The 24,831-nt window shown below is 71.0% G+C and carries 25 protein-coding genes; 17 read left to right on the plus strand and 8 right to left on the minus strand.

The genetic code is table 11. The annotated features are described in order from the left end of the window. Positions 1-2 precede the first annotated feature (2 nt). Genes ACIPY8_RS15890 through ACIPY8_RS15915 form a run of 6 tightly spaced genes read left to right on the plus strand, consistent with a single transcriptional unit; the run spans position 3 to position 3,903 of the window. Positions 3-1,283 carry an Nramp family divalent metal transporter gene (locus ACIPY8_RS15890; protein ID WP_400820128.1) on the plus strand — a complete coding sequence of 427 codons (1,281 nt, stop codon included), beginning with the start codon at positions 3-5 and terminating at the stop codon, positions 1,281-1,283. Between the two features lie 55 nt (positions 1,284-1,338). Further along, positions 1,339-1,638 carry a hypothetical protein gene (locus tag ACIPY8_RS15895; protein ID WP_400820131.1) on the plus strand — a complete coding sequence of 100 codons (300 nt, stop codon included), beginning with the start codon at positions 1,339-1,341 and terminating at the stop codon, positions 1,636-1,638. 32 nt (positions 1,639-1,670) lie between these two features. Further along, positions 1,671-2,303, plus strand: a complete 633-nt coding sequence (locus ACIPY8_RS15900; RefSeq protein ID WP_400820133.1) for a metal-dependent transcriptional regulator — start codon at positions 1,671-1,673, stop codon at positions 2,301-2,303. Between the two features lie 42 nt (positions 2,304-2,345). Further along, complete coding sequence (locus ACIPY8_RS15905; RefSeq protein ID WP_400820136.1) at positions 2,346-3,155, plus strand: HAD-IIA family hydrolase; 810 nt, start codon at positions 2,346-2,348, stop codon at positions 3,153-3,155. A 14-nt stretch (positions 3,156-3,169) separates the two neighbouring features. Then, entirely contained in the window at positions 3,170-3,739 is a 570-nt protein-coding gene (locus ACIPY8_RS15910) for a YdeI family protein (protein ID WP_400820138.1), read from the plus strand. Further along, the gene (locus ACIPY8_RS15915) at positions 3,736-3,903 is read left to right on the plus strand and encodes a hypothetical protein (protein WP_400820141.1); all 168 of its coding nucleotides are present in this window, start codon (positions 3,736-3,738) and stop codon (positions 3,901-3,903) included. The genes ACIPY8_RS15910 and ACIPY8_RS15915 overlap by 4 nt, the downstream gene beginning before the upstream one ends. A gap of 61 nt (positions 3,904-3,964) precedes the next feature. Here ACIPY8_RS15915 and ACIPY8_RS15920 read toward each other — a convergent pair whose 3' ends face one another. Further along, the gene (locus ACIPY8_RS15920; RefSeq protein WP_400820142.1) at positions 3,965-5,131 is read right to left on the minus strand and encodes an anhydro-N-acetylmuramic acid kinase; all 1,167 of its coding nucleotides are present in this window, start codon (positions 5,129-5,131) and stop codon (positions 3,965-3,967) included. A 208-nt stretch (positions 5,132-5,339) separates the two neighbouring features. Between ACIPY8_RS15920 and ACIPY8_RS15925 the strand changes: the two genes are divergently transcribed. Beyond that, positions 5,340-5,669, plus strand: a complete 330-nt coding sequence (locus ACIPY8_RS15925) for a hypothetical protein (RefSeq protein WP_400820144.1) — start codon at positions 5,340-5,342, stop codon at positions 5,667-5,669. 44 nt (positions 5,670-5,713) lie between these two features. On the opposite strand, the gene ACIPY8_RS15930 is transcribed toward ACIPY8_RS15925, so the two are convergent. Next, complete coding sequence (locus tag ACIPY8_RS15930) at positions 5,714-6,616, minus strand: ROK family protein (RefSeq protein ID WP_400820145.1); 903 nt, start codon at positions 6,614-6,616, stop codon at positions 5,714-5,716. After that, the gene (pyrE, locus tag ACIPY8_RS15935; protein ID WP_400820147.1) at positions 6,613-7,173 is read right to left on the minus strand and encodes an orotate phosphoribosyltransferase; all 561 of its coding nucleotides are present in this window, start codon (positions 7,171-7,173) and stop codon (positions 6,613-6,615) included. Before pyrE ends, ACIPY8_RS15930 begins: the two co-directional genes overlap by 4 nt. A gap of 85 nt (positions 7,174-7,258) precedes the next feature. On the opposite strand from pyrE, the gene ACIPY8_RS15940 reads away from it, so the two are divergent. Further along, a complete protein-coding gene (locus ACIPY8_RS15940) occupies positions 7,259-8,119 on the plus strand; it encodes an exodeoxyribonuclease III (RefSeq protein ID WP_400820150.1) in 861 nt (286 codons plus the stop codon). 20 nt (positions 8,120-8,139) lie between these two features. Continuing rightward, positions 8,140-8,949, plus strand: a complete 810-nt coding sequence (locus ACIPY8_RS15945) for a Cof-type HAD-IIB family hydrolase (RefSeq protein WP_400820153.1) — start codon at positions 8,140-8,142, stop codon at positions 8,947-8,949. 70 nt (positions 8,950-9,019) lie between these two features. Here the strand turns inward: ACIPY8_RS15945 and ACIPY8_RS15950 are convergent, their stop codons facing one another. The 4 genes from ACIPY8_RS15950 to ACIPY8_RS15965 form a co-directional block, all read right to left on the minus strand. Beyond that, a complete protein-coding gene (locus ACIPY8_RS15950) occupies positions 9,020-10,777 on the minus strand; it encodes a carboxypeptidase regulatory-like domain-containing protein (protein ID WP_400820155.1) in 1,758 nt (585 codons plus the stop codon). Between the two features lie 189 nt (positions 10,778-10,966). Then, positions 10,967-11,593: a dihydrofolate reductase family protein gene (locus tag ACIPY8_RS15955; RefSeq protein ID WP_400820158.1), complete on the minus strand. Its 627-nt coding sequence runs from the start codon at positions 11,591-11,593 to the stop codon at positions 10,967-10,969. A gap of 30 nt (positions 11,594-11,623) precedes the next feature. Continuing rightward, the gene (locus ACIPY8_RS15960) at positions 11,624-12,316 is read right to left on the minus strand and encodes a winged helix-turn-helix transcriptional regulator (protein WP_400820160.1); all 693 of its coding nucleotides are present in this window, start codon (positions 12,314-12,316) and stop codon (positions 11,624-11,626) included. Further along, on the minus strand, positions 12,316-12,753 hold the full coding sequence (locus ACIPY8_RS15965) for a VOC family protein (protein ID WP_400820163.1): 438 nt from the start codon (positions 12,751-12,753) through the stop codon (positions 12,316-12,318). Before ACIPY8_RS15965 ends, ACIPY8_RS15960 begins: the two co-directional genes overlap by 1 nt. A 166-nt stretch (positions 12,754-12,919) precedes the next feature. Between ACIPY8_RS15965 and ACIPY8_RS15970 the strand changes: the two genes are divergently transcribed. The 6 genes from ACIPY8_RS15970 (at position 12,920) to ACIPY8_RS15995 (ending at position 19,380) form a co-directional block, all read left to right on the plus strand. After that, positions 12,920-14,215 carry a sensor histidine kinase gene (locus ACIPY8_RS15970; protein WP_400820165.1) on the plus strand — a complete coding sequence of 432 codons (1,296 nt, stop codon included), beginning with the start codon at positions 12,920-12,922 and terminating at the stop codon, positions 14,213-14,215. Then, on the plus strand, positions 14,212-14,889 hold the full coding sequence (locus ACIPY8_RS15975) for a response regulator (protein WP_400820168.1): 678 nt from the start codon (positions 14,212-14,214) through the stop codon (positions 14,887-14,889). The genes ACIPY8_RS15970 and ACIPY8_RS15975 overlap by 4 nt, the downstream gene beginning before the upstream one ends. A gap of 37 nt (positions 14,890-14,926) precedes the next feature. Further along, positions 14,927-16,120 (plus strand): benzoate/H(+) symporter BenE family transporter, encoded by a 1,194-nt coding sequence (locus ACIPY8_RS15980; RefSeq protein ID WP_400820171.1) that lies wholly within the window; start codon positions 14,927-14,929, stop codon positions 16,118-16,120. Continuing rightward, positions 16,117-17,262, plus strand: coding sequence for a hypothetical protein (locus ACIPY8_RS15985; protein ID WP_400820173.1), 1,146 nt, complete (start codon positions 16,117-16,119; stop codon positions 17,260-17,262). Before ACIPY8_RS15980 ends, ACIPY8_RS15985 begins: the two co-directional genes overlap by 4 nt. A 118-nt stretch (positions 17,263-17,380) precedes the next feature. Beyond that, positions 17,381-18,274, plus strand: coding sequence for an ABC transporter ATP-binding protein (locus ACIPY8_RS15990; protein WP_400820176.1), 894 nt, complete (start codon positions 17,381-17,383; stop codon positions 18,272-18,274). Continuing rightward, complete coding sequence (locus ACIPY8_RS15995) at positions 18,271-19,380, plus strand: ABC transporter permease (protein WP_400820178.1); 1,110 nt, start codon at positions 18,271-18,273, stop codon at positions 19,378-19,380. The genes ACIPY8_RS15990 and ACIPY8_RS15995 overlap by 4 nt, the downstream gene beginning before the upstream one ends. A gap of 112 nt (positions 19,381-19,492) precedes the next feature. Here ACIPY8_RS15995 and ACIPY8_RS16000 read toward each other — a convergent pair whose 3' ends face one another. Next, positions 19,493-22,963, minus strand: coding sequence for a bifunctional proline dehydrogenase/L-glutamate gamma-semialdehyde dehydrogenase (locus ACIPY8_RS16000; protein ID WP_400820180.1), 3,471 nt, complete (start codon positions 22,961-22,963; stop codon positions 19,493-19,495). Positions 22,964-23,109: 146 nt separating this feature from the next. On the opposite strand from ACIPY8_RS16000, the gene ACIPY8_RS16005 reads away from it, so the two are divergent. Then, positions 23,110-24,018, plus strand: a complete 909-nt coding sequence (locus ACIPY8_RS16005; RefSeq protein WP_400820182.1) for a LysR family transcriptional regulator — start codon at positions 23,110-23,112, stop codon at positions 24,016-24,018. Between the two features lie 122 nt (positions 24,019-24,140). Continuing rightward, positions 24,141-24,728, plus strand: a complete 588-nt coding sequence (locus ACIPY8_RS16010; protein WP_400820185.1) for a nitroreductase family protein — start codon at positions 24,141-24,143, stop codon at positions 24,726-24,728. Positions 24,729-24,831 lie beyond the last annotated feature (103 nt).

Consider the following 24,831-nt stretch of genomic DNA (forward strand, 5'->3'; position numbering starts at 1 on the left):
GTGTGCCTAAAAATTCCGTGATCGAGGTCCGCGCCGCCCGGACGACCCCGCCCCGCAGCCTGTGGCTGCTCGGACCCGCCCTCGTCGCCGGCGTCGCCTACCTCGACCCGGGCAACGTCGCGAGCAACATGACCGCGGGCGCGCAGTACGGATACCTGCTCGTGTGGATCGTCGTGGCGGGCAACGTCATGGCCTGGCTCATCCAGTACCTGTCCGCCAAGCTCGGCGTCGTCACCGGGCAGAGCCTCCCCGAGGTCCTCGGACAGCGCCTGCGACGGCCGTGGGCGCGTCGCGCCTACTGGCTGCAGGCGGAGCTCGTGGCGATGGCCACGGATCTCGCCGAGGTGATCGGCGGCGCCGTGGCCCTGCATCTCCTGTTCGACATCCCCCTGCTGCTCGGTGGGCTCATCACGGGAGCCGTGTCGATGGGGCTCCTCCTGGTCCAGAGCCGCCGCGGACCGCGTCCGTTCGAGTTCGTGATCATCGGGCTCATGGCGATCATCACGATCGGCTTCGTCGCCGGCCTCTTCATCGCGCCACCCGACCCCGCCGGCGTCGTCGACGGACTCGTCCCGCGCTTCCAGGACACCGGGTCGGTCCTGCTCGCCGCATCCATCCTCGGCGCGACGATCATGCCGCACGCGATCTACGCGCACTCGTCGCTGGCCCGCGATCGGTTCGGTGCGGCGTCCGACTCCCCCGCGGAGGCCGCCCGCATCGAGACCTCCCGCATCCGCCGACTGCTCACCGCGACCCGCTGGGACGTGTCGATCGCCATGCTCATCGCCGGTTCGGTGAACCTCAGCATCCTGCTGCTGGCCGCCGCCAACCTCGCCGGCGTCGACGGCACGGACTCGCTGGAGGGAGCACACGCCGCACTCGCGGCCGGACTCGGTCCCGTCGTCGCGACGTTCTTCGCGGTGGGCCTGCTCGCCTCCGGCCTCGCCTCGACCTCGGTCGGCGCCTACGCGGGAGCGGAGATCATGCACGGACTCCTCCACGTCCGCATCCCGCTGCTCGCGCGCCGTCTGGTGACCCTCGTGCCCGCGCTCCTGATCCTCGGACTCGGGGTCGACCCCACGCTCGCGCTCGTGCTCAGCCAGGTCGTGCTGTCGTTCGGCATCCCCTTCGCGCTGATCCCGCTCGTCGCGCTCACCGCGCAGCGGCGCACCCTCGGGCCCTGGACGAACCGGGCGTGGACCACGGCCGCGGGCATCGTGGCCTCCGTGCTGCTGATCGCCCTGAACGGCGCGCTGCTGTGGCTCGTGCTCACCGGAGCGTGAGCACGAGTCAGACGGCGGGCACGGCGCGGCCGGGAAGCGCGATTAGGCTCGGAGCATGTCTGCAGAATCCGCGCGCCGCACCGTCCGCATCCTCACGTGGATCGGGGTCGCGACCGGAGTGATCGGCGGTCTGCTCGTCGCGTTCCCGACGGTCCTACCGGTGGGCGGCCCCTGGGTGCAGCTCGCCCTCGGCGTCGCGACGCTCGTGCTCGCTTTCCGCGCCCGCAAGCGCGGCATCGACGAGGTCGAGGGCTTCGACGGACGTCTCTCGCTCTTCGCGGCGCTGCTCGGATTCCTCGTGGTGTTCTTCGCCGGACAGGTCGCCTTCGGCATCCTCGTCGACGTCGCGAACTGAGCACGCCGCGCGGCCTCGCCTAAGCTGGGAACGTGGCCTCCCCCGCAGCTGACGACTACCTCAAGACCGTCTACGCGCACACCGAGTGGCAGGATGCGCCGATCACCCCGTCCGTGCTCGCGGGCAAGCTGGGCATCGCGCCGTCGTCGGTCACCGAGATGGTGAAGAAGCTCGCGGCCGCCGGGCTCGTCTCGCACGTGCCCTACGGCGCCGTGCGGCTGACGGATGCCGGGACGCAGCGCGCTCTCGCGATGGTTCGTCGTCATCGGCTTATCGAGACGTGGCTCGTGCAGGAGTTCGGCTACGGCTGGGACGAGGTGCACGACGAGGCCGAGGTGCTCGAGCACACGATCAGCGACCGGCTGCTCGAGGGCATCGACGCACGTCTGGGGCGCCCGCGTTTCGACCCGCATGGCGACGCGATCCCCGACGCCGACGGCCGGGTGGACCGGGAGCCGTTCGTGCTGCTCGCGGACGCCCCGACCGGCCACACCGGCAGGGTCCTCCGCGTGGACGACCGCGACCCGGAACTGCTCCGCTCCCTGGACGCGCTGGGTCTCGTCGTCGCGGCAGTCGTGACCACGACGACGTCCGGGATCACGATCGGCGATGACCCCGCCGATCTCCCCGCCGGCGCCGCCGAGGTCGTCTGGTTGAGCGCCTAGACCTGTCACCTGACGGCAACACGCGCCCAGTACGCTGTGCACATGGGACACCGCGACGACATCGAGTGCTGGCTGACCGACATGGACGGTGTTCTCGTGCACGAGAACACCGCCATCCCCGGAGCCTCTGAGCTGCTCGCCGGCTGGGAACAGAACGAGATCCCCTACCTCGTGCTCACGAACAACTCGATCTTCACGGCTCGCGACCTGTCGGCGCGGCTCCGCGCGAGCGGCCTGATCGTGCCGGAGGAGCGCATCTGGACCTCGGCGCTCGCCACCGCGGACTTCCTCAAGCAGCAGCTGCCCGGCGGCTCGGCGTTCGTGATCGGCGAGGCCGGCATCCTGACCGCCCTGCACGAGGCCGGGTTCATCATGACCGAGACGGCCCCCGACTTCGTCGTCGTCGGCGAGACCCGCAACTACTCGTTCGAGGCCATCACCAAGGCGATCCGCCACATCATCAACGGCTCGCGCTTCATCGTCACGAACCCCGATGCGACGGGACCGTCGGCCGACGGCGTGCTCCCCGCCACCGGCGCCATCGCGGCGCTCATCACGAAAGCCACGGGCAAGGAGCCGTACGTGGTCGGCAAGCCGAACCCGATGATGTTCCGCTCGGCGCTCAACAAGATCGGCGCGCACTCCAAGAAGACCGGCATGATCGGCGACCGCATGGACACCGACATCGTCGCCGGTATCGAGGCGGGCCTGCACACCGTGCTCGTGATGACCGGCATCAGCGATCAGGCCGAGATCGAGAAGTACCCGTTCCGTCCCGACGAGATCGTCGACTCGGTCGCCGATCTGCTCCCCACGGTCACGGAGTCGATCCCGACGCTCGACGAGGACTGACCGAGAACCGGCCGATGGGCGCACTCGATGAGGGCGAGAGGGTCAGTGCGGCGGATGCCGCGGCCTGGCGCGCCTGGCTCACGGAGAACCATGACCGCGCGGCGGGCGTCTGGCTGCTGAGCGTGCGCGGCAAGGACGCGGGAGGTGTCGGCTACGACGACGCCGTGCGTCAGGCGCTCTGCTTCGGCTGGATCGACGGCCCCGTGCGGACCTTCGACGACACCACGGTCGGACAGTGGTTCTCGCCGCGTCGACCGGGCAGCGGCTGGGCGGCGACGAACAAGGCGCGCATCGCCGAGCTCGAGGCCGCCGGACTCCTCGCACCCGCCGGCATCCGCGTGCTCGAGCTCGCGAAGTCCAACGGCTCATGGACCGTGCTCGACGGGCCGGAAGCGGGCATCGAGCCGCCGGACCTGACCGCCGCGCTGGACGCCGTGCCGGAGGCGCGCGCGCACTGGGATTCGTTCCCGAAGTCCGTCAAGAAGTTCGGGCTCACGCACATCGCCATGGCGAAGCGACCGGAGACGACAGCGGCTCGGATCGCGAAGATCGTCGCGGATGCCGCAGAAGGGAAGCGCCCATGACTCAGCAGGACCTGCTGTTCCTCGTCCTGATCCTCATCGGGGTGAGCTCGCTGACGCTGATCATCGTCCAGGTGGTGCGCTCCCGCGGACGCGGATCCGATGACGGCGACGGCCGCGCCGGCTGGTGGGAAGGCCCCTGGGAGGACGACGACCGCAAGCGCTGAGCGGGGTCAGGCCCCCAAGAATCAGCTCAGCTCAGCTCAGCTCAGCTCAGCTCAGCTCAGCTCAGCTCAGGGTCAGGCTCCGCACGCCGGCGACGGGCGCCGGCATCCGCAGCGGTCCGTCACCCGGGGTGATCGTTCCGAGGATGCGCGGTTCGCGCGCCCCCGTGCCGCCCGCGGTCACGGCAGGCACGCCGTGCATCGTGCACCAGCCGATCAGGGCGAAGAGAATGGCCTCCTTGCTGTCGACCGGAGCGCCCAGTTCGTCCGCGAGCACGATCTCGACATCGGGGAGCGCCTCGCGCAGCCCCTGGAGGATCAGCGGGTTGTGGCATCCTCCACCCGACAGCGCGAGGAAGCGGATGCCGGCGGCCGCGACGTCCTGTGCGACCGTGCGCACCGTGAGCTCGGTGAGGGTGCGCACGAGATCGGGAGCGCTGACCTCGCGCCCCTGGCGGCGGGCGTCGTCGACGTGGCCGCGCACGTAGTCGAGGTGGAAGTGCTCCTTGCCGGTGCTCTTCGGCGCGGGGAGCGCGTAGTACGGATCGGACAGGAGCGTTTCGAGAAGCACGTCGTCCACGGCTCCGGTGCGCGCGATCGCTGCGTCCGCGTCGTACCCGTGCTCGTTCAGGCCCTCGGAGCCGACGACCGCGTCGACGAGCGCGTTCGCCGGACCGATGTCGTAGGCGACGAGCCCGCCGGGCGCGACCACGGTCATGTTCGCGATGCCGCCGAGGTTCACGGCCGCCGACACGCCCGCACGGCCGCGGAGCAGTAATTCGTCGAGGTACGACACGAGCGGGGCGCCGTGTCCACCCGCGGTGATGTCGCGGATGCGGACGTCGGAGACGACCGGCGCCCCCACGCGCTCGGCGATCCACGCGGGCTGCCCGATCTGCAGTGTGCCGCGGGCGTGCCCGCCGTCGACCCAGTGGAAGACGGTCTGGCCGTGCGTGCACACGGCATCCACTCCCCCGACGGCCTCCGCCGCGTCACGGGCGACCTCGGCGAAGGCCTGGCCGATCAGGGTGTCGAGCTCGCACATCTCGGCGAAAGTGGTCTGAGCGGGTGGGAGCGCGGCGATGAGTCGGGCGCGGAGCGCGGGGTCGTAGGGGACGCTGTCCTCGTGCAGGACCGAGCCGTGGAGAGCGCCGTCGTGCTCGCGGAAGTCGACGACCGTGACGTCGATCCCGTCGTGAGAGGTTCCCGAGAGGAGTCCGAGTACGCGCATGTTGCAGTCCTTCCCGCGGCGGATGTCGGTATCGAGCCTACGGGGATTTGTTAGGGATGCTGGCGGAACTCGCGCACTCGCCCTCCACATCTCACCGTCCTGTGTCGATCTCCACCACGCTCGGCCTCTCACTCACGGCCGCGGCGACGGCTGGACGAGCGCAGCTAGCATTCTGCGAAACCCACCCTCGCGACGTCAGAATGGGAGCATGTTCGTGTCCGCAGAGATCATCGCCGTCGTGCTCAGCGCCGTCGGCATCGTGGTGACGCTCGGCACGAGCATGTTCCTCGGCTTCGCGTGGTGCGTGCGGAGGACGGATGCCGTCGAGGCGAGACTCGGGGCCCGGATCGACGAACTGGACCACCGACTCGGCGCCCGGATCGACGAACTGGACCACCGACTTGGCGCCCGGATCGATGGATCGGAGAAAAGCCTCGGCTCACGCATCGACAACCTGGCGCACGAGATGACCGAACTCAAGATCGCGGTGGCGCGGCTCGAAGGTCCCGTGCCGCACCTGCTCACACGCTCACGCTGACCTCGACCCGGCCTGCGACGGAGGGCGAGATCCGCGGAACAGGATCAGCGCAGCACGAGGGCGGCGGCGCCGATCAGCGGCCCCTCGTCGCCCAGTCCCGACCGGACGACGCGGGTGCGGCGGGAGTACTCGTGCGCGGCGCTCGTCGTGAGCGCGCTCTGCACGAGGTCGATGTAGTCCTCGGAGACCCGGGAGAACCCTCCGCCGATCGCGACCATGTCGAGGTCGACAAGGGTCGCGGCATCCGCGAGCGCCTCGCCGACGGCCGTCGCCGAACGGATGATCGCGGCGCGCGCGATCTCGCCGCCCGCCGCGGCGTCCCGTGCGAGGTCTTCGCCGGTCGCACCGCCCCATCCCTGCTGCTGCGCCCACGCGGCGCTCGCCGGCCCCGAGGCGATCTCCTCCAGGGTCAGTCCGCCCTCGCGGCGCACCTGCCCGAGGTGTCCGGCATTGCCCGTCGCCCCGGGGATGTACGCGCCGTTCACGACGAAACCGCCGCCGACTCCCGTCGACACGACGATCGACAGCGATGCTCCGGCGCCCTGGGTCGCACCGAGCCACGATTCCGCGAGCGCGAGAGCGCCGCCGTCGTGGCCGAGCACCGTGGGCACCTCGCGCCCGAGAGCGGCCGACGCGCTCGCCCGCACGGATTCCGCGAGACCGAAGCCGCGCGCGAGGGGCATGTTGACGGGGACGATCGCCCCGGCGGAGCGCTCGATCGGACCGGCGCTGCCCGCGCCGGCGCCCACGAGCTCGGCATCCGCGGGGAGAGCAGCCAGGGCGTGCGCGACGACCGCCGAGACACCGCGGTCGAGCGACTCGAACGTCGCCTCGCGGCCGGTGGCCTGCCGCGAGCGACTGCCCGTGACGAGCACGCCGTGCTCGCTCACGAGCGCGGCCTCCATCTTCGTGCCGCCGACGTCGACGGCCAGTGCGTAGCGGGTCACTGCGGGTCGAGTCCGAGGTCGTCGAGGTCGAACGCGGCTCGCCATTCCAGGCCCTCGGCCTCGATCGCAGCCTGCGCTCCGGTCTTGCGGTCGACGATCACGGCGACGGCCACGACTTCTGCACCTTCCTTGCGGAGGGCCTCGACGGCCTTGAGTGCGGACTGCCCGGTGGTCGAGGTGTCCTCGAGCACGACGACGCGCTTACCGGAGACGTCCGCGCCCTCGATCTGACGGCCGCGACCGTGGTCCTTGGGCTCCTTGCGCACGACGAAGGCGTCGAGCGGACGGTCGGTCGCGACCGAGGCGTGGAGCACCGAGTTCGCGATCGGGTCGGCGCCGAGCGTGAGGCCTCCGACCGCCACGACGTCGAGGTCGGAGATCAGGTCGAGCATGATGCGGCCGATCGCGGGGGCCGCGCGATGGTCGAGCGTGAGCTTGCGCATGTCGACGTAGTACGTCGCCTGCTTGCCGCTGGACAGGGTGAAGTCCCCGTGGAACACGGCCTCGTCTGTGATGAGGTCGAGGAGTGTCTGGCGGTCTGCGTCGAGTGCGGTCACGGCTTCCAGTGTAGGAGGCGCGGCGCGCATCCTCCGCAGATGTCACGCGATATCCGGTGTCGGCAGCCGCAACTAGGCTGGACGCATGCGCTTGGCCACCTGGAACGTCAACTCCATCCGCACCCGCGTCACCCGCACCGTCGAGTTCGCCGTCCGTGAAGACGTCGACGTGCTGGCGATGCAGGAGATCAAGTGCAAGCCGGAGCAGTTCCCGTACGGGCCGTTCGAGGAGGCCGGCTACCACGTCGAGGTGCACGGCCTGAACCAGTGGAACGGCGTCGCGATCGCGAGCCGTCTCCCGATCACCGACGTGCAGACCTCGTTCGCCGGCATGCCCGGCTTCGCGAAGGGCCACGAGGGCCCAAACGCACCGCTCGAGGCGCGCGCGCTGGGCGTGCTCGTCGACGGTGTGCGCGTGTGGAGCCTGTACGTGCCGAACGGCCGCGCGCTGGGCGACCCGCACCTCGCGTACAAGCTGCACTGGCTCGAGGCGCTCAAGACGGCGACGGCCGCCGAGCTCGCCGCGAACCCCTCCCAGGCGCTCGCCCTGGTCGGCGACTTCAACATCATCCCGTTCGATAAGGACAACGGAGACCCCGATATCGTCGAGGGCGTCTCCACGCACGTCTCCCCCGAGGAGCGCCAGGCGTTCTTCACGCTCGCCGACGCGGGACTCACCGACGTCGTCCGGCCGCTGATCCCCGAGGGCTTCACGTACTGGGACTACCAGCGCCTCAAGTTCCCCCGCAACGAGGGCGTGCGCATCGACTTCATCCTCGGCTCCCAGACGCTCGCGGATGCCGTGACCGCGGCGTCGATCCACCGCGACGAGCGCAAGGGCGAGCAACCCAGCGACCACGTCCCGGTGCTCGTCGACCTCGACGACAGCCGCCTCGGCACGAGCGCCGCCGAGGACGACGACGACCTCCCGATGATCTTCTCCTGAGCGCCGCGAGACGAAACGCTGTGCACCTCCGCCTGATCGCGACCGACCTCGACGGCACTCTCCTCACCTCCAAGGTCGAGGTCAGCGGGCGCACGCGGGCCGCGCTCGACGCGGCGCGGGCGCGCGGCGTCCACGTCGTGCCGGTCACGGCCCGTCAGCCGATCGGCCTGCGCGCGATCGCGGGAGGGGCCGGCTTCGACGGCTGGGCCCTCTGCAGCAACGGCGCGTTCGCCACCCACCTCACCGACGGACGGATGCTGTTCGCCGAGGAACTCCCCTCCGACACGATCCGCACGCTGGCCGCGGCGCTGCGCGAGAGCATCCCCGACCTGCTGTTCGCGAGCGTGCGCGACGAGGGCGAGGGCTTCGTCGCGCAGCACGGCTATGCCTCGATCGCCGACCTGACCGACCACAAGCGCGACCCGCGCACGATGGGCGGCGTCGACCTCGAGCACGTGCTCGCCGCTCCCAGCCTCAAGCTCGTGATCCGGCATCCCGAGCTCGCGCCCGCCGTCGTGTTCGACGCCCTGCGAGCGCTCGGCCTGACCGGGTTCGAGGCGACGCTCTCGGGCGCCCCGTTCGTCGAGGTCATGGCCGAGGGCGTCACGAAGGCCACGGGGCTCGCACGCCTGTGCGAGCACCTCGACATCGATCGCACGGACGTCGTCGCCTTCGGCGATGCGCTCAACGACGTCGAGATGCTGCACTGGGCCGGCCACGGCGTCGCGATGGCGAACGCCGAGGACGCCGTGAAGGATGCCGCCGACGAGACTACGGCGTCGAACGACGACGACGGGGTGGCGCTGGTGATCGAGCGGATGCTGGGCTGACGCGACTCGATCCGGAACGGTGGACCCGGCCACCCGCACGGGGCGACCGGGTCGGTGACGCGGTGTCGGGTCAGCTCTGCGCGCGCCGACGTCGCACGAGCACCGCGCCGATCAGAGTGAGGAAGAGCCCCATGAGGAGAACTCCCGTCGGGACCTCCGCACCCGTCGCCGCCAGGCGGTCGGGTGCGGTCGCCGAGCCCGTGCTCGCCGCCGCGGTCACCTGCAGCGCGGCGCTGGCCTGGATCGTGCCCCCCGCGCGGAGTGCGACGAGCGTGTGAGCGCCGACGGGCGCCGATGCGGGGATCCGCAGGACGCCGCTGATCCGTCCGTTCTGATCCGCCGTGAGGGAGCCGAGGGCGATCGGATCGGAGTGGAGCTCGAACGCGACGGACTCCCCCGCGCCGAACCCGGAGCCCGTGACCGTGAGCGATCCGCCGGCGCGGATCGTCCCCGCCGAGAGAGTCAGCGCGGGGGCGGGCGCGTCGCACGAAGGGGTGAGCGTCACGTCGATGTTCGGGAACGTACCCCCGGCACCGGCCCAGATGCTCGTCGCTTTCTCGAGCGAGGTGGCGCCACCCGAGTACCGGGTGCAGAATCCCTCCGCGGCGACGCGGATCCGGTACTCGCCGGCCGGGAGCGGGCCGCTCTCCTGTGCGATGAAGGGGTCGTCGCTGCCGAAGCGGTACACGTCGAGGGTGTTGATCGTCGCTACCTCGCGCCACTCCCCGTTGCTCCACAACAGCGCCGTGACGGCGGCACCCTCGGAGGGCAGGGTGGCGCCGGACGTGGTGACGACACCCTGGATGTCAGCGCCGGGTTCGAGCGTGAAGTCGATGCCCGTGACGTCGTCGGTCGACCCGAGCGTCACCGAAGTGGCCTCCGACGCGGTCTTCGCGTCGCGGTAGTACATGAGTCCCCAATCGATGCCGAATTCACTCAGGCCGGCGCGGAGCGTGTAGTCACCGGCCGGAAGCGCGAGTCGATAGGTGCCGTCGTTCCGGGAGTAGGCGATTCCGGCGAACTCACCACCCGACCATGCCTCGACGATCACGCTCTCCGCCAGAGGCGCACCGCCGACGAAGATGGTGCCGGTGATCGCGGCCACGGATGCGAGCTCGGCGTCGATGCCGGTCCGTACCTCGCCGGGGGTCACCGTGATCGGAGTGGCAGCCTCCTCCGTCGCGGCATCCTCCCAGTATTCGGCGGCAGCGGTATCGTCGCTGCTCTGGAAGCGCACGAGGTGCGTGCCCGCAGCGACCGCAACGCTGTACGTGCCGTCCGGCTCGATCGCTCCGCTCCAGGAGCCGGCATCCGAGAACACCTCGACGGCACCGGTCACGGGCGACCCATCGGTCTCCCTCGTCACCGTGCCCGAGATCGTCGCCAGGCCCTGCATCGATGCGTCGATGCCCGACCGCTCCTCACCTGCGACGACGGTGATCGCCGTCGCTTCCGCACGGGTGGCCACGCCGTCCCAGTACTCCATCGCGAGCCCGTGAGAGTCGGGCGCGGAGAACCAGATGATGTGGTCGCCCGCGGCGACGTCGTCGAAGCGGTACTCGCCGTTCTGATCGGTGAACGTCATGCGCGGCGGCGACGTCACGACCGACTGCCGGAACACGGCGATCCCCTCAACCGGCTGATCATCGGACTCCCGCGTCACCGTGCCCGAGATCGACCCCGCGTCGACCGCGGCAATCGTCATGGCGCGCGTCCCGTCGGCTCCGTCGTCGGCGGCGGCCGCCAGCGTTCCCGTCATCGTCGTCGCGGCTACCGCCACTGCTGCGAGCATCGCCTGGAGCAGGCGGCTCCTTCCACGTCGCGACATCGTCGCCCCTTCCCCCGCGGAGGTCCGACGCGCAGGAGAGCCTGTCACGCGCGACCTCTGGAACATCCGTGCCGCGCGCGCGGCAACGTGCTCCGAATCTAGGGGAGCCCGAGCGGGTCCCTCCAGCGTCTGGATGAATTCGGACGCATTCGTGATGAATCCGATATATCGACGACGACTCGACGTCGGTCAGTCCTCGAAGGTGTCGACCTGCGGGGCGCGGTCCGTGCGACCGTAGCGGAGGAGGGTCACACCCTCGGCATCCGTCACCGGCTTCTCGAGCAGCTCGAGCACAGAGGGCAGCGCGTCGTCACGGAAGACCTTCTTGCCCGCACCGAGCAGGATCGGGTAGACCCAGAGGTTGAGCTGATCGAACAGCCCTTCCGCGAGCAGCGTGTGCACGAAGTCGATGCTGCCGATCACGTGCACCTCACGGTGCCGCGCGCGCAGCTCGTCGATCTCGGCCGCGAGGTCGGCGCCCACGCGGGAACTGCCCTGCCAGGCGAGCGGGAGGTCCGCGTCCCGGGTCGCGACGTACTTCGGCACGCGGTCGAAGAGCTGCCCGATGTCGCCGGAGGGGCCGTCGGTGTGCTCGGGCCAGTACGAGGCGAAGATGTCGTAGGTGCGACGGCCGAGCAGCAGGGCGTCGAGGCCCTCCATCCCCTTCGCGATCTCCGGTCCGACCCCGGACGACGGGTATCCGGCCTGCCATCCGCTGAAGGTGAAGCCGCCCGAGGTGTCCTCCCCCACACCGCCCGGGCCTTGCGCCACGCCGTCGAGCGTCGCGAACAGGTCGATGAGGATACGTCCGGTCATGTCAGTGCTCCTTTGCACGGGGAACAGCGGTTACTGCACGGTGAGGGGTGCGCCGAGCGGCGCGATGTGGAACGTGCGGGCGAACGAATCGAGGTGCGAGACGTCGCCGCGGACGACGGCGAGGACGTCCTGCTCGATCGCCTCGAGCGGTGTGAGGTCGCCGCCGATGAGACGACGGATGCCGGGGCCGGCGACGATCACGGCATCCGGCTCCGCGGGCGACTCCCGCCCTCCGACGGGTGGTGGGGGTGGGGCGACCTGCGTCACCGTGAGCTCGCGGTCGTGCACGGAGGCGTGCAGCGCGACCTCGCCGACGTGCAACTCGTACTCCGCGTCGTCCGCGGCATCCGCCTGGAACGCCGTCCGCAGCGCCATCGTGAGCGAGTCGGCCGTGACGACGTCGCCCTCTTCGGGATCGCCCATGGCCTGGAAGCCCCAGCGGCCGAGGGCGAGCACCACGGGTTCGAGCGCCCGACCGTACGGCGTGAGCTCGTAGGCGAGCCCGCGGAGCAGCGGGATGCGGCGGATCACGCCGCCCTCCTGCAGCTCCTTGAGGCGGGTGGAGAGGATGTTGGTGGGGATGCGCGGCAGACCCTGCTTGAGGTCGGTGTACCGACGCGGTCCGACGAGCAGATCGCGGACGATGAGCAGCGCCCACCGTTCCCCGATCAGCTCGACGGCGGTCGTGACCCCGCAGTACTGGCCATAACTGCGCGTCGCCATCAGGAGCCGGTGCTCTGCTCCGCGACGTGCTCCGGGCCGTTCTCGACGGCCTCCGGGGTCATGTACAGGAAGCCGAGGGAGTTGCCGTCGGGGTCGTCGATGTCGCGCGAGTACATGAAGCCGTAGTCCTGCGCGGGCTTCGGCTCGGTGCCGCCGGCGGCGAGGGCCTTCTCGGCGATCGCGTCGACCTCCTCGCGCGACTCGCGGCTGAACGTCACCGACACCTGGGCGACCTGCGTCGGGTCGGCGATCGGTTTGTCGGTGAAGGTCTGGAAGAACTCGCGCTTCAGGACCATGAAGTAGATGGTCTCCGACCACACGACGCATGCGGCGTTCTCATCGGTGAAGTTCGGGTTGATCTCGCAGCCGAGGGCCGTGTAGAACGCCTTGGCGCGCTCGAGATCGGTGGTGGGCAGGTTGACGAAGACACTGGTCACGATGACTCCCTTGTCGGTGGTGCTGTCGATGTCGGGAGCCGCTGGTGCGACCCCGATACCGCAAGCTTGTTAAAAACAAGCACGCTTGTCAAGAGCAAGTTCCGAGCGACCGGATCCGCCGCGCGGGGGATGCCGCGGCATCGCCTCCGCCCGTACGGTGGACGTCATGCCCGCCGTGCCGTTCACCCGCACCCCGAGCGTCCGCGACCGTCGCAGCGATCTCGTCCTCGCGGCGATCATGTTCGTCGGCGCGATCCTCAGCGCCGCGCTCTCGACGATCTCGCATATCTACGGCGACGCGACCGCCGAGCCGTGGACCGCGATCGTGTATGCCGCCGTCATCACGGCGCCGCTGGCGTTCCGCCGCTGCTTCCCCGCGCCGGTGGCCGTGATCGTGTGCGTCGCCTACTTCGCCGCCGTGTCGCTCAAGGTCCCCGAGATCTACGTCGGCAACATCGCGATGTTCGTGGCGCTGTACACGGTGGGCGCATGGATGAACAACCGCCGCGCGGCGACGATCGTGCGCGTCGCGATCATCGTCGGCATGTTCGCGTGGCTCCTCCTCACGATGTACCGCACCGCACTCGATGAGGCCGACAAGGCCGAGATCGCCGCCGGGCTGCTCTCTCCGTACGTCGCCTACATGCTGCTGCAGGTGCTGCTGAACGCGCTGTACTTCGGCGGCGCCTTCTACTTCGGCGACCGGTCCTGGAACGCGGCGCAGTCCCGCGAGGTCCTCGAGCAGCGCACGGTCGAACTGGAGCGCGAGCGCGAGGTCACCGCGGCGCAGGCCGTCGCCCTCGACCGCGTGCGCATCGCCCGCGAGCTGCACGACGTGGTCGCGCACCACGTCTCGGTCATGGGCGTGCAGGCCGGAGCCGCACGGCTCGTGATCGACCAGGACCCCGACAAGGCGCGTGGGATCCTCGCCGGCATCGAGGGGTCCGCGCGCGACGCGATCCACGAGCTCCGTCAGCTGCTCGAGACGCTGCGTGCGCCCGGCGGGGAGACGACGGACACCTCCTCGACGGTGTCGCTCGACGACATCGCCGACCTCGTCGCCGCCTCCGCCGAGGCCGGCCTGCCCACCGACTACGCCGTGATCGGCGACCCCGCGCCCGTGCCGTCGGTCGTGGCCGTGAACCTGTACCGCATCGCGCAGGAGTCGCTCACGAACGCCCGCCGTCACGCGGGGGTCGGGGCCAGGGCCGACGTGCGCGTGCGCTACGACGACGAGGCCGTCGAGGTCGAGGTCGTGAACACGGGACGCACGGTGGCCGCGCTCCGACCGGGGCTGGGGCAGCTCGGCATGCGCGAGCGGGCGGCGGCGTCCGGGGGCACGCTCGACATCGCGCCCCGCACGAGCGGCGGACTCCGCGTGCGGGTGCGCGTGCCGCTGCCCGCCGCGACCACGGCGCCCCTCACGCCCACCGCCGCCGCCACGTCGGGAGATCCGTCATGACCGCCACCACCATCCGCGTCCTCCTCGTCGACGACCACGCGATGCTGCGAGCCGGGTTCCGGACGATCCTCGACACGCAGCCCGACATCGAGGTGGTCGGCGAGGCCGCGACCGGCGCGGAGGCGGTGACCGCGGCATCCGCGCTGCAGCCCGACGTGATCACCATGGATGTGCAGATGCCCGACATGGACGGCATCGAGGCCACACGACTGCTCGTCGCCGATCCGGCGATCACGGCGCAGATCGCGATCATCACCACCTTCGACCGCGACGACTACCTCTACCGGGCGCTGGATGCCGGGGCCAGCGGGTTCCTGCTGAAGAACGCCGCCGCGGAGGACCTCATCGCGGCCGTGCGGGCGCTGGCGGCGGGCGACGGGATACTGGCGCCCGAGGTCACGCGGCGCGTGCTGTCCCGCTTCGCCGCGAGCCCGGCGCCGACGGCGTCACCGGCTCGGGCCGCGGCGGCCGTCGTGCTGCCGGAGCCCCTCACCGAGCGCGAGGCCGAGGTGCTCGCCCTCCTCGCGGACGCCCGCAGCAACGGCGAGATCGCCGCGGCACTGTTCATCGGCGAGGCGACGGTGAAGACCCACGTGTCGCGCATCCTGCAGAAGCTCGGCGCCCGCGACCGCGTGCAGGCGGTCGTGCTCGCGCACCGGATGGGTCTCGCCTGAGGCCGGCGGGGTGACGGCCTCCCGCTACTCTCGGAAGGTGTCCGCTCCGCCACCCCGCTCCGCCCTGGCCCGTCCGGTGCTGGCCGGCGTCGTCACGGCGCTGGTCGGGTTCACGAGCTCGTTCGCCGTGGTCCTCACCGGGTTGCATGCGGTCGGCGCCTCGTCGGCGCAGGCGGCCAGCGGGCTCCTCGCGCTGAGTCTCACGATGGGGCTGGCGTGCATCGTGCTCGCCTGGCGGTACCGGATGCCGATCACGGCGGCGTGGTCGACGCCGGGCGCCGCCCTGCTCGCGGCCACCGGCACGGTCGAGGGCGGATGGCCCGCCGCGGTCGGGGCGTTCCTCGTGGCGGCGGCTCTCATCCTCCTCACCGCGCTCTGGCCGGCACTGGGCGCCGTGATCGCCCGCATCCCGCCGTCCATCGCCCAGGCCATGCTCGCGGGAGTCCTGCTGCCGCTGTGCCTGGCGCCGATCACGGGGGTGGTCGTGAACCCGTGGGGCGTCGTGCCCGTCGTGGTGACGTGGCTCGTGTGCTCCCGCCTCGCGCCGCGCTGGGCCGTGCCGCTCGCCTTCGTCGCCGCGGCGGTGGTCGTCGCCGTGTCGCTGGCGCAGGAGGGGGCTGCGGTCGACGCGGGCCTGCTCGTGCCGCGAATCGAGCTCACCGCCCCGGTGTTCACGGTCGGGGCGCTCGTCGGCATCGCGCTGCCGCTGTTCATCGTGACGATGGCCTCGCAGAACGTGCCCGGCGTCGCGATCATGCGCAGCTTCGGCTACGAGGTGCCGTGGCGGCCGGCCATGCTCGTCACGGGTCTCGGCACGGCGCTCGGCGGCCCTGCGGGCGGCCATGCGATCAACCTCGCGGCGATCAGCGCGGCCCTCGCCGCCTCGCCCGACGCCGACCCCGACCCGCGGCGCCGCTGGGTCGCGGGAGTCTCGACGGGCGCCTCCTACCTCGTGCTCGGAGGATTCTCCGCCGCGTTCGCCGCCCTCGTGCTGCTGGCGCCGGAGGCCGTGATCCCCGCCGTGGCCGGACTCGCCCTGTTCGGGGCCTTCGGCTCGTCGGTGCAGCAGGCGATCGACGATCCGGGCGAGCGCATCCCCGCGGTCGTGACGTTCCTCGTCGCGGCGTCCGGCATCGCACTGCTCGGTGTGAGCGCCGCGTTCTGGGCACTCGTGGCCGGACTCGTCGTGCGCACGGTGCTGCATGTCGGAAAGCGGGGGTCGGCATCGTGACGGCGGGGTACTTCGACGCCCGCGCGCTCCTCGAGCCGGTGAACGCGGCCGAGGTCGACGCGTTCACCCGGGCGCATCGCGCGGCACACCCCATCCCCGGCGCGCACATCGCCGCGTGGGTGGTCGCGATCATCGCCCTCGTCATGGTCGTGCCGATCCTCGGCATCCTCCTCCTGGGGCTGGGCTACGCGATCGGACGGTCCACGGGCGTCGCGATCGCGGGGGTGCTGGGCCTGCTGCTGCTCGCCGGGATCATCGTGGGCGTCGTGGCGCTCGTGCGCCGCGCGCTGCGCACACGGGCGATGGCACGGTTCCGCCTCTCACGGTTCGCCGCCGCCAACGCCATGACCTATCTCGACCGCATCGAGGCCCCGCCCCTGCCGGGCATGATCTTCCAGGCGGGTTCGGGGCGGATGTCGACCGATGTGCTGCGGGGCACCGAGCCGCGCTTCGTCGAGTTCGGCAACTACCAGTACACGACGAGCAACGGCAAGAACTCACAGACGCATCGCTGGGGGTACGTGGCCGTCAAGCTCGACGTGCCGCTGCCGAACATCGTGCTGGACGCGCTCGGCAACAACGGCCTCGGCGGCAGCATCGCGACGGGGTTCCGCCGCGATCAGCGCCTGTCGCTCGAGGGCGACTTCGACCGCTACTTCTCGCTGTTCTGCCCCGAAGGCTACGAGGTCGACGCCCTGTACCTGTTCGCCCCCGACGTCATGGCCCGGTTCATCGACCACGCGGCCGAGCTCGACGTCGAGATCGTCGACGACTGGCTGTTCCTCTACACGCGGCGCGAGGCCTCGACGCTCGACCCCGCGACCTGGGCGTGGCTGTTCGGTGCGGTCGGCGCACTGCTCGTGAAGCTCGACCAGTGGGCGCGATGGCGGGACGAGCGGCTCCGTCTGGCGGCGAGTGCGCCCCGGCCGCAGTCACCGCTGCCCGCGGTCGGCATGCCCGCGCTGCCCTTCGCCGCACCGGCCGCGCTGCTCACCCCTCCCCCGATCGGCGTCGCCCCGCCCGGTCAGCGCCTGCGACGACGGAGCCCCTGGGTCGTCCTCGGCATCGTGTTCGGCGCACTGCTCCTCGTCGGACTCGCCCCGCTCGCCCTCGGGGTCTTCGGCTTCCTGTTCCTCCACTGACCGGCGGGGCGACCGTCGCGCGGCATCCTCCGCACGACGGATGCCTCCGCTGACGCCGCCCGCCAATCCGCCGCACGGGGGATGCCGCGGCCGCCCGGCCGGTCGTAGCGTGAGGGGCATGACAGGAAACCTCGTACTGGCAGGCATCACCAAGAGCTACGGCTCACGGCGCGTGCTCGACGACGTCTCGTTCGAGGTCGCCCCCGGGCGCCTGACGGGCTTCGTCGGCGGCAACGGCGCCGGAAAGACCACCACCATGCGGATCGTCCTCGGGCTCCTCAGCGCCGACTCCGGGTCCGTCGAGCTCGACGGCCGACCGCTCACCGGCGCGGACCGCACCCACTTCGGGTACATGCCCGAGGAGCGCGGCCTCTACCCCAAGATGAAGGTGCTCGAGCAGATCGTGTACCTCGCCCGTCTGCACGGCTTCTCGAAGACGGATGCCGCGGCCAGGGCCACCGCGCTGCTCACCGAGCTGGGCCTCGAGGAGCGCCTGAACGACACGATCGAGTCGCTGTCGCTCGGCAACCAGCAGCGTGCGCAGATCGCCGCCGCCCTCGTGCACGATCCCGAGGTCCTGATCCTCGACGAGCCGTTCTCGGGCCTCGATCCCCTCGCCGTCGACGTGGTGGCCGCGGTGCTGCAGTCCTCGGCCGCGAAGGGTGCGTCGATACTGTTCTCCTCTCACCAGCTCGACGTCGTCGAGCGCCTGTGCGACGACCTGGTGATCCTCGCGGGCGGGCAGATCCGCGCCGCCGGCTCCCGCGACGCGCTCCGTGCGGAGCACGCCGGCGACCGCTACGAGCTCGTCTCGACGGGTGATGCCGGGTGGCTGCGCACCGAACCCGGGGTCACGGTCGTCGACTTCGAGGGCGGCTACGCGCTGTTCGACGCCGACAGCGCCGATACCGCGCAGCGCGTCCTGCGTTCCGCCGTGGAGCGTGGCGACGTCGCGAGCTTCGCGCCCCAGCATCCGTCCCTCGCGCAGATCTTCAAGGAGGTCATCCAGTGAGCACCCCGACCCGCACCCGCGCCGGATCCGGCACGCAGGCCTCCATGATCTGGCTCGTCGCCGAGCGCGAGATCGGCTCGAAGCTGCGCAGCAAGGCGTTCCTGATCTCCACCGGCATCCTGCTGCTGATCGCCCTCGCCGGCATCCTGATCGGCGGATTCGCGAGCTCGAACAGCGCCGCGGACAAGACGCCCGTCGCGGCGACCTCCGCAACGGTGTCGGCCGTGTCCGCGCTGCCGGACGTCGAGGTGACCGAGGTCGCCGACGTCGCGGCCGCCGAGGAGCTCCTGCGCTCGGAGAAGGTCGACGCCGCGGTCGTCCCCGGCGAGGGCGCCACGGGACTGACCGTGATCGCACTGAAGGATGCTCCGAGCGGACTCGTGTCGGCGCTGTCGCAGACCCCGACGGTCGAGATCCTCGAACCCGCGACGACCAACCCGCTGCTGCGGTACTTCATCGCGATCGGCTTCGGTCTCGTCTTCATGATGGCCGCGGCGACCTTCGGCGGCACGATCGCGCAGAGCGTGGTCGAGGAGAAGCAGACCCGCGTGGTGGAGATTCTGCTGTCGACGATCTCGGCCCGCACCCTGCTCGCGGGCAAGGTGATCGGAAACACGATCCTCGCGATGGGCCAGATCATCGCACTCGCGGCCATCGCCACGATCGGACTCTCGGCCACGGGTCAGAGCGAGGTGCTCGCGACGCTCGGCGCCCCGATCATCTGGTTCGCGGTGTTCTTCCTGTTCGGGTTCATCCTGCTCGCGTCGATGTTCGCCGCCGCCGCGTCGATGGTCTCCCGCCAGGAGGACATCGGCTCGACCACGACGCCGATCACGATGCTGATCATGGCGCCGTACATCCTCGTGATCGTGTTCAACGACAACCCGCTCGTGCTGACGATCATGTCGTACGTGCCGTTCTCGGCTCCGGTGGGCATGCCGATGCGCCTGTTCGTCGGCGAGGCGCAGTGGTGGGAGCCGCTGCTGAGCCTCGTGATCCTGCTCGCGAGCTGCGTGGTCGCGATCATGGTCGGCGCGAAGATCTACGAGAACTCGCTCCTGCGCATGGGCAGCCGGGTCAAGCTCATGGAGGCGCTGCGCGGCTGAGGTTCGGCCCGCTGGCGTCGAGACCCACCACGCACGTCGAGACCCACCACCGCGAACGTCTGCGGTGGTGGGTCTCGGCGCTTCTGGTGGGTCTCGGCGCGAAGGCGCTGCCTCAGATCACGCCCTCGGACAGGGTCGTGGGGTTGCCGAAGCGGTGGTTCGTGATCGACACGGCCTGCTCGTGCAGGAACGGCAGCATCTCGACGCGGCCCGCACCCGTCACGGCGTGCGACCACACCGCGACATCCGGCGTGCCACCCAGAGCCTCGAACAGGGCAGAAGGGTCACCGCCGACCAGGCGCACGCGCCGCCAGCTGTGCTCGGCCTTGGCGGCCGCCTTCGCGTAGCCCTTGACCCACGCCGCATCCTTCTCGTGCGAGACCGTCACGCCCGCGGCGCGCAGCGCCTTCTCGACGCGCGACGGCAGGGCCGGGGCCGAGACCGTGAACGGCGACCCGCTGCGCAGGGCGGCGGCGAGGACGCGGATGCCGTCGGCGAGCGCCGCACCCTCCGCGATGCGCACATCGACCTCGACCGGGCGGTAGCGGAACACGTTGCGTTCCACGCCGAGCCCGGACTTGTCGGACGTCACGCCGAACTCGGAGGTCCAGGCGGTCTCGTCGGCGGCGGCCGCGCGGTGCAGCCACTCGATCTCCACGGCGTCGAGGTCGGCGGCGGCCGCGGTCAGCAGCGACTCGACCGCGGGGATCGTGGCAGCTCCGAGGGCGGCGGCCGGGAGCTCGGCCGAGGCCCACTCCCCCAGACCGAACAGGTAGTTCGGTCCGCCGGCCTTGGCCCCGGCGCCGACGGCGGAGCGCTTCCAGCCGCCGAACGGCTGCCGCTGCACGATCGCGCCGGTGATGCCGCGGTTGACGTACAGGTTGCCGGCCTCGACCTCGTCGAGCCACGTGGCGACCTCGGCGGAGTCGAGCGAGTGGATGCCGGCGGTGAGTCCGTAGTCCACGGCGTTCTGCAGGCGGATCGCCTCGTCGAGGTCCTTCGCGTGCATGATGCCGAGCACGGGTCCGAAGAACTCGGTGAGGTGCGTGGTCGATCCGGGGCGGACGCCGATCTTCACGCCGGGCGTCCACTGCCGACCCTCGTCGTCGAGCTTCTTCGGCTCGACGAGCCACTTCTCGCCCTTGTCGAGGGTCGTGAGCGCCGTGAGGAGCTTGCCGTTCGCGGGCTCGATGATCGGTCCCATCTGCGTGGCGGGGTCGTCGGGCAGGCCGACGCGCATCGAGGTGACGGCGTCGACGAGCTGCCGCTCGAACCGCTCGGAGTCGGCGACCGATCCGACGAGGATCGCGAGGGATGCCGCGGAGCACTTCTGCCCCGCGTGCCCGAAGGCGCTGCGGGCGACGTCGGCGGCCGCGAGGTCGAGGTCGGCCGACGGCGTGACGATGATGGCGTTCTTGCCGCTCGTCTCGGCCAGGAGCGGCAGGTCGGAGCGGAACGAGCGGAACAGCTGCGCGGTCTCGTAGGCGCCCGTGAGGATGACCCGGTCCACCGTCTCGCTCGCGACGAGCTGCGTGCCGAGGTCGCGGTTCGCGAGGTCGACGAGGGCGAGGAGCTCGCGGGGCACGCCGGCCGCCCACAGCGCCTCGACCATCACCGCGCCGCAGCGCTGCGTGAGCTTGGCGGGCTTGATGATGACGCCGGAGCCCGAGGCGAGACCGGCGAGCACGCCGCCCGCGGGGATCGCGACCGGGAAGTTCCACGGCGGGGTGACGACCGTGACCTTCGAGGGCACGAACTCCGCGCCGACGACGTTCTCGAGGTCGAGCGCGCGCTCGGCGTAGTAGTGCGCGAAGTCGATGGCCTCGCTGACCTCGGGGTCGGCCTCGGCGATGGTCTTGCCCGCCTCGTGCGCCATGATCTCGATGAGCTGGGCTCGGCGGGCGGCGAGCTCGTCTCCCGCGCGGTGCAGGATCTCGGCGCGCTCGGATGCCGGACGCGCGGCCCACTCCGCGGCGGCGACCGTCACGTCGGCGAAGACGCCGTCGAGCTCGTCGACGGTCTCCACCTTCGCGCGGGCGATCGCGTCGAGTCCGAGCGTCGAGCCGACCGAGCGCTGCAGGATCGCGCGGCCCCAGGTGCGGTTCGCGCCGATGGCCGGGTCGGAGTCGGACTGGTTGTGGAAGCCCGTGGTGACGGCATCCGTGTGCTCGGTCGTGCGGTCCTGCACGCGGTGCGGGGCCGGCACCTCGGGGTCGGCGGCGAGCGCGGCGAGCGAGCGCTCGAACCGCTCGCGCTCCCGGGTCAGCAGCGTGGGGTTCGAAGCGAGCTCGAACACGGCCGACATGAAGTTCTCGGGGCTGGCGTTCTCTTCGAGGCGACGCACGAGGTAGGCGATCGCGACGTCGAACTCGGCGGGGTTCACGACCGGTGTGTAGAGCAGCAGACGACCGACGTCCTTGCGCACGGCCTCGGCCTGGCCGGTCGCCATGCCGAGCAGCATCTCGTACTCGACGGCATCCGTGACGCCGCGGTCCTTCGCGAGCAGCCACGTGTAGGCGATGTCGAACAGGTTGTGCCCGGCGACGCCGATGCGCACGGCGTCGAGGCGCTCGGGCGTCATGGCCCAGTCGAGCACGCGCTTGTAGTTCGTATCGGAGTCCTGCTTGGTGCCGTAGGTCGCGAGGGGCCAGCCGTGGATCTTCGAGTCGACCTCCTCCATGGCGAGGTTCGCGCCCTTGACGACGCGCACCTTGATCGGGGCGCCGCCCTTCGCGCGGCGGGCCGCAGCCCATTCCTGCAGGCGCTGCATCGCGGCGAGCGCGTCGGGCAGGTACGCCTGCAGGACGATGCCGGCCTCGAGCTGCTCGAGCCCGGGCTGGTCGAGGATGCTGGTGAACGCCGCGATCGTCAGGTCGAGGTCGCGGTACTCCTCCATGTCGAGGTTGATGAACTTCGCCTTGCCCTTCGACTCGGCGTCGGCGGCGAGCCGGTAGAGCGGGGTGAGCTTCTCGACGACGTCGGCGACGGCCTCGTCGAACGACCACATCGACAGCTGGCTGACGACGCTCGACACCTTGATCGACACGTAGTCCACGTCGTCGCGGGCGAGGAAGTCGCGGGTGCCCTGCAGGCGTCGCCCGGCCTCGCGCTCGCCGAGCACGGCCTCGCCGAGCAGGTTGAGGTTCAGGCGGTTGCCGGTCTTGCGGAGCTTGGCGATCGCGGGTCCGAGCTTCGAGGGCGTCGCGTCGAGCACGAGGTGACCGACCATCGCACGCAGCACGCGGCGCGAGATCGGCACGACGACGCCGGGGAGCTTCGGCGCCCAGAAGCCGCCGGCCTTGATCGCCAGGCGCAGGTAGCCGGGCAGCAGCGTCGGGGTGATGTCGGCGAGGCCGGCGAGGGTGCGCCCGGCGACGCCGAGGTCTTCGGGGCGCATGACGCCGTCGACGAAGCCCACCGTGAAGGCGAGGCCGTTCGGGTCCTTGAGCACCTCGGACAGGCGCTGCGCGGCGGGCTCGACGGGATGCGTCTCGCTTTCCGCGAGCCAGCGCTCGACGAGGGCGGACACGTCCTCGGTGCGAGGGTGGGCGGTGGGGGTGGTGGCGTCGGCGGCGACAGTCATCAGCGGGGGTACCTTCCAGAGTTCGCACGCCGGGTACGCGTACGGCTCGATCATTCTCAGACGCCGCAGTAGGCTACGTCTATCAACCGATTCGGAGCATTTCCGTTCGGTTTCACTGAACGATCGCGAAGGGTCGAGACACGCGGATGCTGGACGTCAACCGCCTCCGGATGCTGGTCGAGTTCTCGCGTCTCGGCACGCTCTCCGCGGTCGCCGACGCGCTGTCGTACAGCAAGGCCTCGGTGTCGCAGCAGCTCAGCGCCCTGGAGCGCGAGGTCGGCGTCCCGCTGCTGCGACGAGTCGGCCGGGGCGTGCAGCTCACACCCCAGGGCACGGTCCTCGTGACGGAGGCCGTCGGCATCCTCGACCGCCTCGAACAGGCCGAGGTCGCTGTCGCGGAGTCGCTCACCGAGGTGACGGGCACCGTGCACCTGGCCGTCTTCCAGTCCACCGCCCACTCGCTCCTCCCCGGCGCGCTGGCGGCGCTCCGCGCCGAGCATCCGTCCCTCCGCGTCGAGGTCACCGAGAGCGACCCCGAGACCGGGCTCGTGGGGGTGTCGAGCCGCGACTTCGACCTGATCCTCGCCGAGCAGTACCCCGGGCGCACGCGGCCCATCCACGCCGACCTCGACCGGGTGGTGCTCGCGCACGACGCGATCACCCTGGCCCGGCATCCGGGCGCGCCCGCCGAGGAGGATGCCGGCGCCGCGCTGTGGTCCACGCGCGCCGAGCCCTGGGTGCTGGAGCCCGCGGGCACCGCCTCGCGCGCCTGGGCCGAGCAGCTGTGCCGCACCGCGGGCTTCGAGCCCGACGTGCGGTTCGAGGTCGCCGACCTCACGGCGCACGTGCGACTGATCCGCGCGGGACTCGCGGTGGGGCTGCTGCCCGAGCTCGTGTGGGCGGGCGAGACGCCCAGCGTCGACCTCACGCCGCTCCCCGACGAGCCCCGACGCGAGATCTTCTCGTCCGCGCGTCGGGTGTCGGCGGCCGCCCCGTCGATCCGCGCCGTGCGACGGGCGCTCGCCTCGACGGCATCCCGCAACCTGCTCGACTGAGGTCGCCGCGGGCATGTGACGACGTCACAGAACGTCACGGGAATATGCACGCACATGGATCCGTTGAGACCCTCGTACCCGGACGAAGGAGTCCGATCGACTCCTTTCTGAAAGGCATCACCGTGAGCACTCCCGTCATCGACCGCACCGCCCCCACCGAGCACCCCGTCCTCGAGGTCCTCGCCGGACGCTGGAGCCCCCGCGCCTACGACGCGCAGAACACGATCGACGAGGCCAAGCTCGCCACCGCGCTCGAGGCCGCCCGCTGGAGCCCCTCCGCCAACAACTCGCAGCCCTGGCGCTTCATCGTCGCCCGCCGCGGCACCGCCCTGCACGCACAGGTCGTCGACTCACTGGTCGGCTTCAACCAGACCTGGGCCGCGAACGCCGCCGTGCTCGTCGTCGCGATCGCCGAGACCGCGACCGCCGACGGCACGCCCATCACGCACGCCCTCTACGACCTCGGCCAGGCCGTCGCGCACTTCTCGGTGCAGGCCCACCACGACGGCCTCGTCGTGCACCAGATGAGCGGCTTCGACCCGGAGGTCGTGCGCGAGTTCGCCGACCTCGAGGAGCGCTTCGTGCCGGCCACCGTCTTCGCGGTCGGCGAGTTCGGCGACGTCGAGACCCTGCCCGAGGTGCTGCAGCAGCGCGAGGTCGCCCCGCGCGTGCGCCGCCCGATCGCCGAGACGGTCATCCTCAGCGCCTGATCGCCCCGGCACATACTCCCGACGCAGACCCCCGACGCCCCCTAGCGTCGCCGACGCCCCACCTGACGAACGCCTGTCCGGTGGGGCGTCGTCATGCAGGTGG

This window comes from Microbacterium sp. NPDC089696 (assembly GCF_044749125.1).
In the GTDB taxonomy this organism is placed as follows: domain Bacteria; phylum Actinomycetota; class Actinomycetes; order Actinomycetales; family Microbacteriaceae; genus Microbacterium.

Excerpts from the sequence above, each read along its gene's own strand:
- ACIPY8_RS15970 (WP_400820165.1), top strand. The coding sequence starts at position 12,920 with ATGCCCGCCGTGCCGTTCACCCGCACCCCGAGCGTCCGCGACCGTCGC.
- ACIPY8_RS15975 (WP_400820168.1), top strand. The coding sequence starts at position 14,212 with ATGACCGCCACCACCATCCGCGTCCTCCTCGTCGACGACCACGCGATG.
- ACIPY8_RS16005 (WP_400820182.1), top strand. The coding sequence starts at position 23,110 with ATGCTGGACGTCAACCGCCTCCGGATGCTGGTCGAGTTCTCGCGTCTC.
- ACIPY8_RS15990 (WP_400820176.1), top strand. The coding sequence starts at position 17,381 with ATGACAGGAAACCTCGTACTGGCAGGCATCACCAAGAGCTACGGCTCA.
- ACIPY8_RS15905 (WP_400820136.1), top strand. The coding sequence starts at position 2,346 with ATGGGACACCGCGACGACATCGAGTGCTGGCTGACCGACATGGACGGT.
- ACIPY8_RS15915 (WP_400820141.1), top strand. The coding sequence starts at position 3,736 with ATGACTCAGCAGGACCTGCTGTTCCTCGTCCTGATCCTCATCGGGGTG.
- ACIPY8_RS15950 (WP_400820155.1), bottom strand. The coding sequence starts at position 10,777 with ATGTCGCGACGTGGAAGGAGCCGCCTGCTCCAGGCGATGCTCGCAGCA.
- ACIPY8_RS16000 (WP_400820180.1), bottom strand. The coding sequence starts at position 22,963 with ATGACTGTCGCCGCCGACGCCACCACCCCCACCGCCCACCCTCGCACC.
- ACIPY8_RS15895 (WP_400820131.1), top strand. The coding sequence starts at position 1,339 with ATGTCTGCAGAATCCGCGCGCCGCACCGTCCGCATCCTCACGTGGATC.
- ACIPY8_RS15920 (WP_400820142.1), bottom strand. The coding sequence starts at position 5,131 with ATGCGCGTACTCGGACTCCTCTCGGGAACCTCTCACGACGGGATCGAC.
- ACIPY8_RS15955 (WP_400820158.1), bottom strand. The coding sequence starts at position 11,593 with ATGACCGGACGTATCCTCATCGACCTGTTCGCGACGCTCGACGGCGTG.
- ACIPY8_RS15940 (WP_400820150.1), top strand. The coding sequence starts at position 7,259 with ATGCGCTTGGCCACCTGGAACGTCAACTCCATCCGCACCCGCGTCACC.
- ACIPY8_RS15910 (WP_400820138.1), top strand. The coding sequence starts at position 3,170 with ATGGGCGCACTCGATGAGGGCGAGAGGGTCAGTGCGGCGGATGCCGCG.
- ACIPY8_RS15960 (WP_400820160.1), bottom strand. The coding sequence starts at position 12,316 with ATGGCGACGCGCAGTTATGGCCAGTACTGCGGGGTCACGACCGCCGTC.
- ACIPY8_RS15925 (WP_400820144.1), top strand. The coding sequence starts at position 5,340 with ATGTTCGTGTCCGCAGAGATCATCGCCGTCGTGCTCAGCGCCGTCGGC.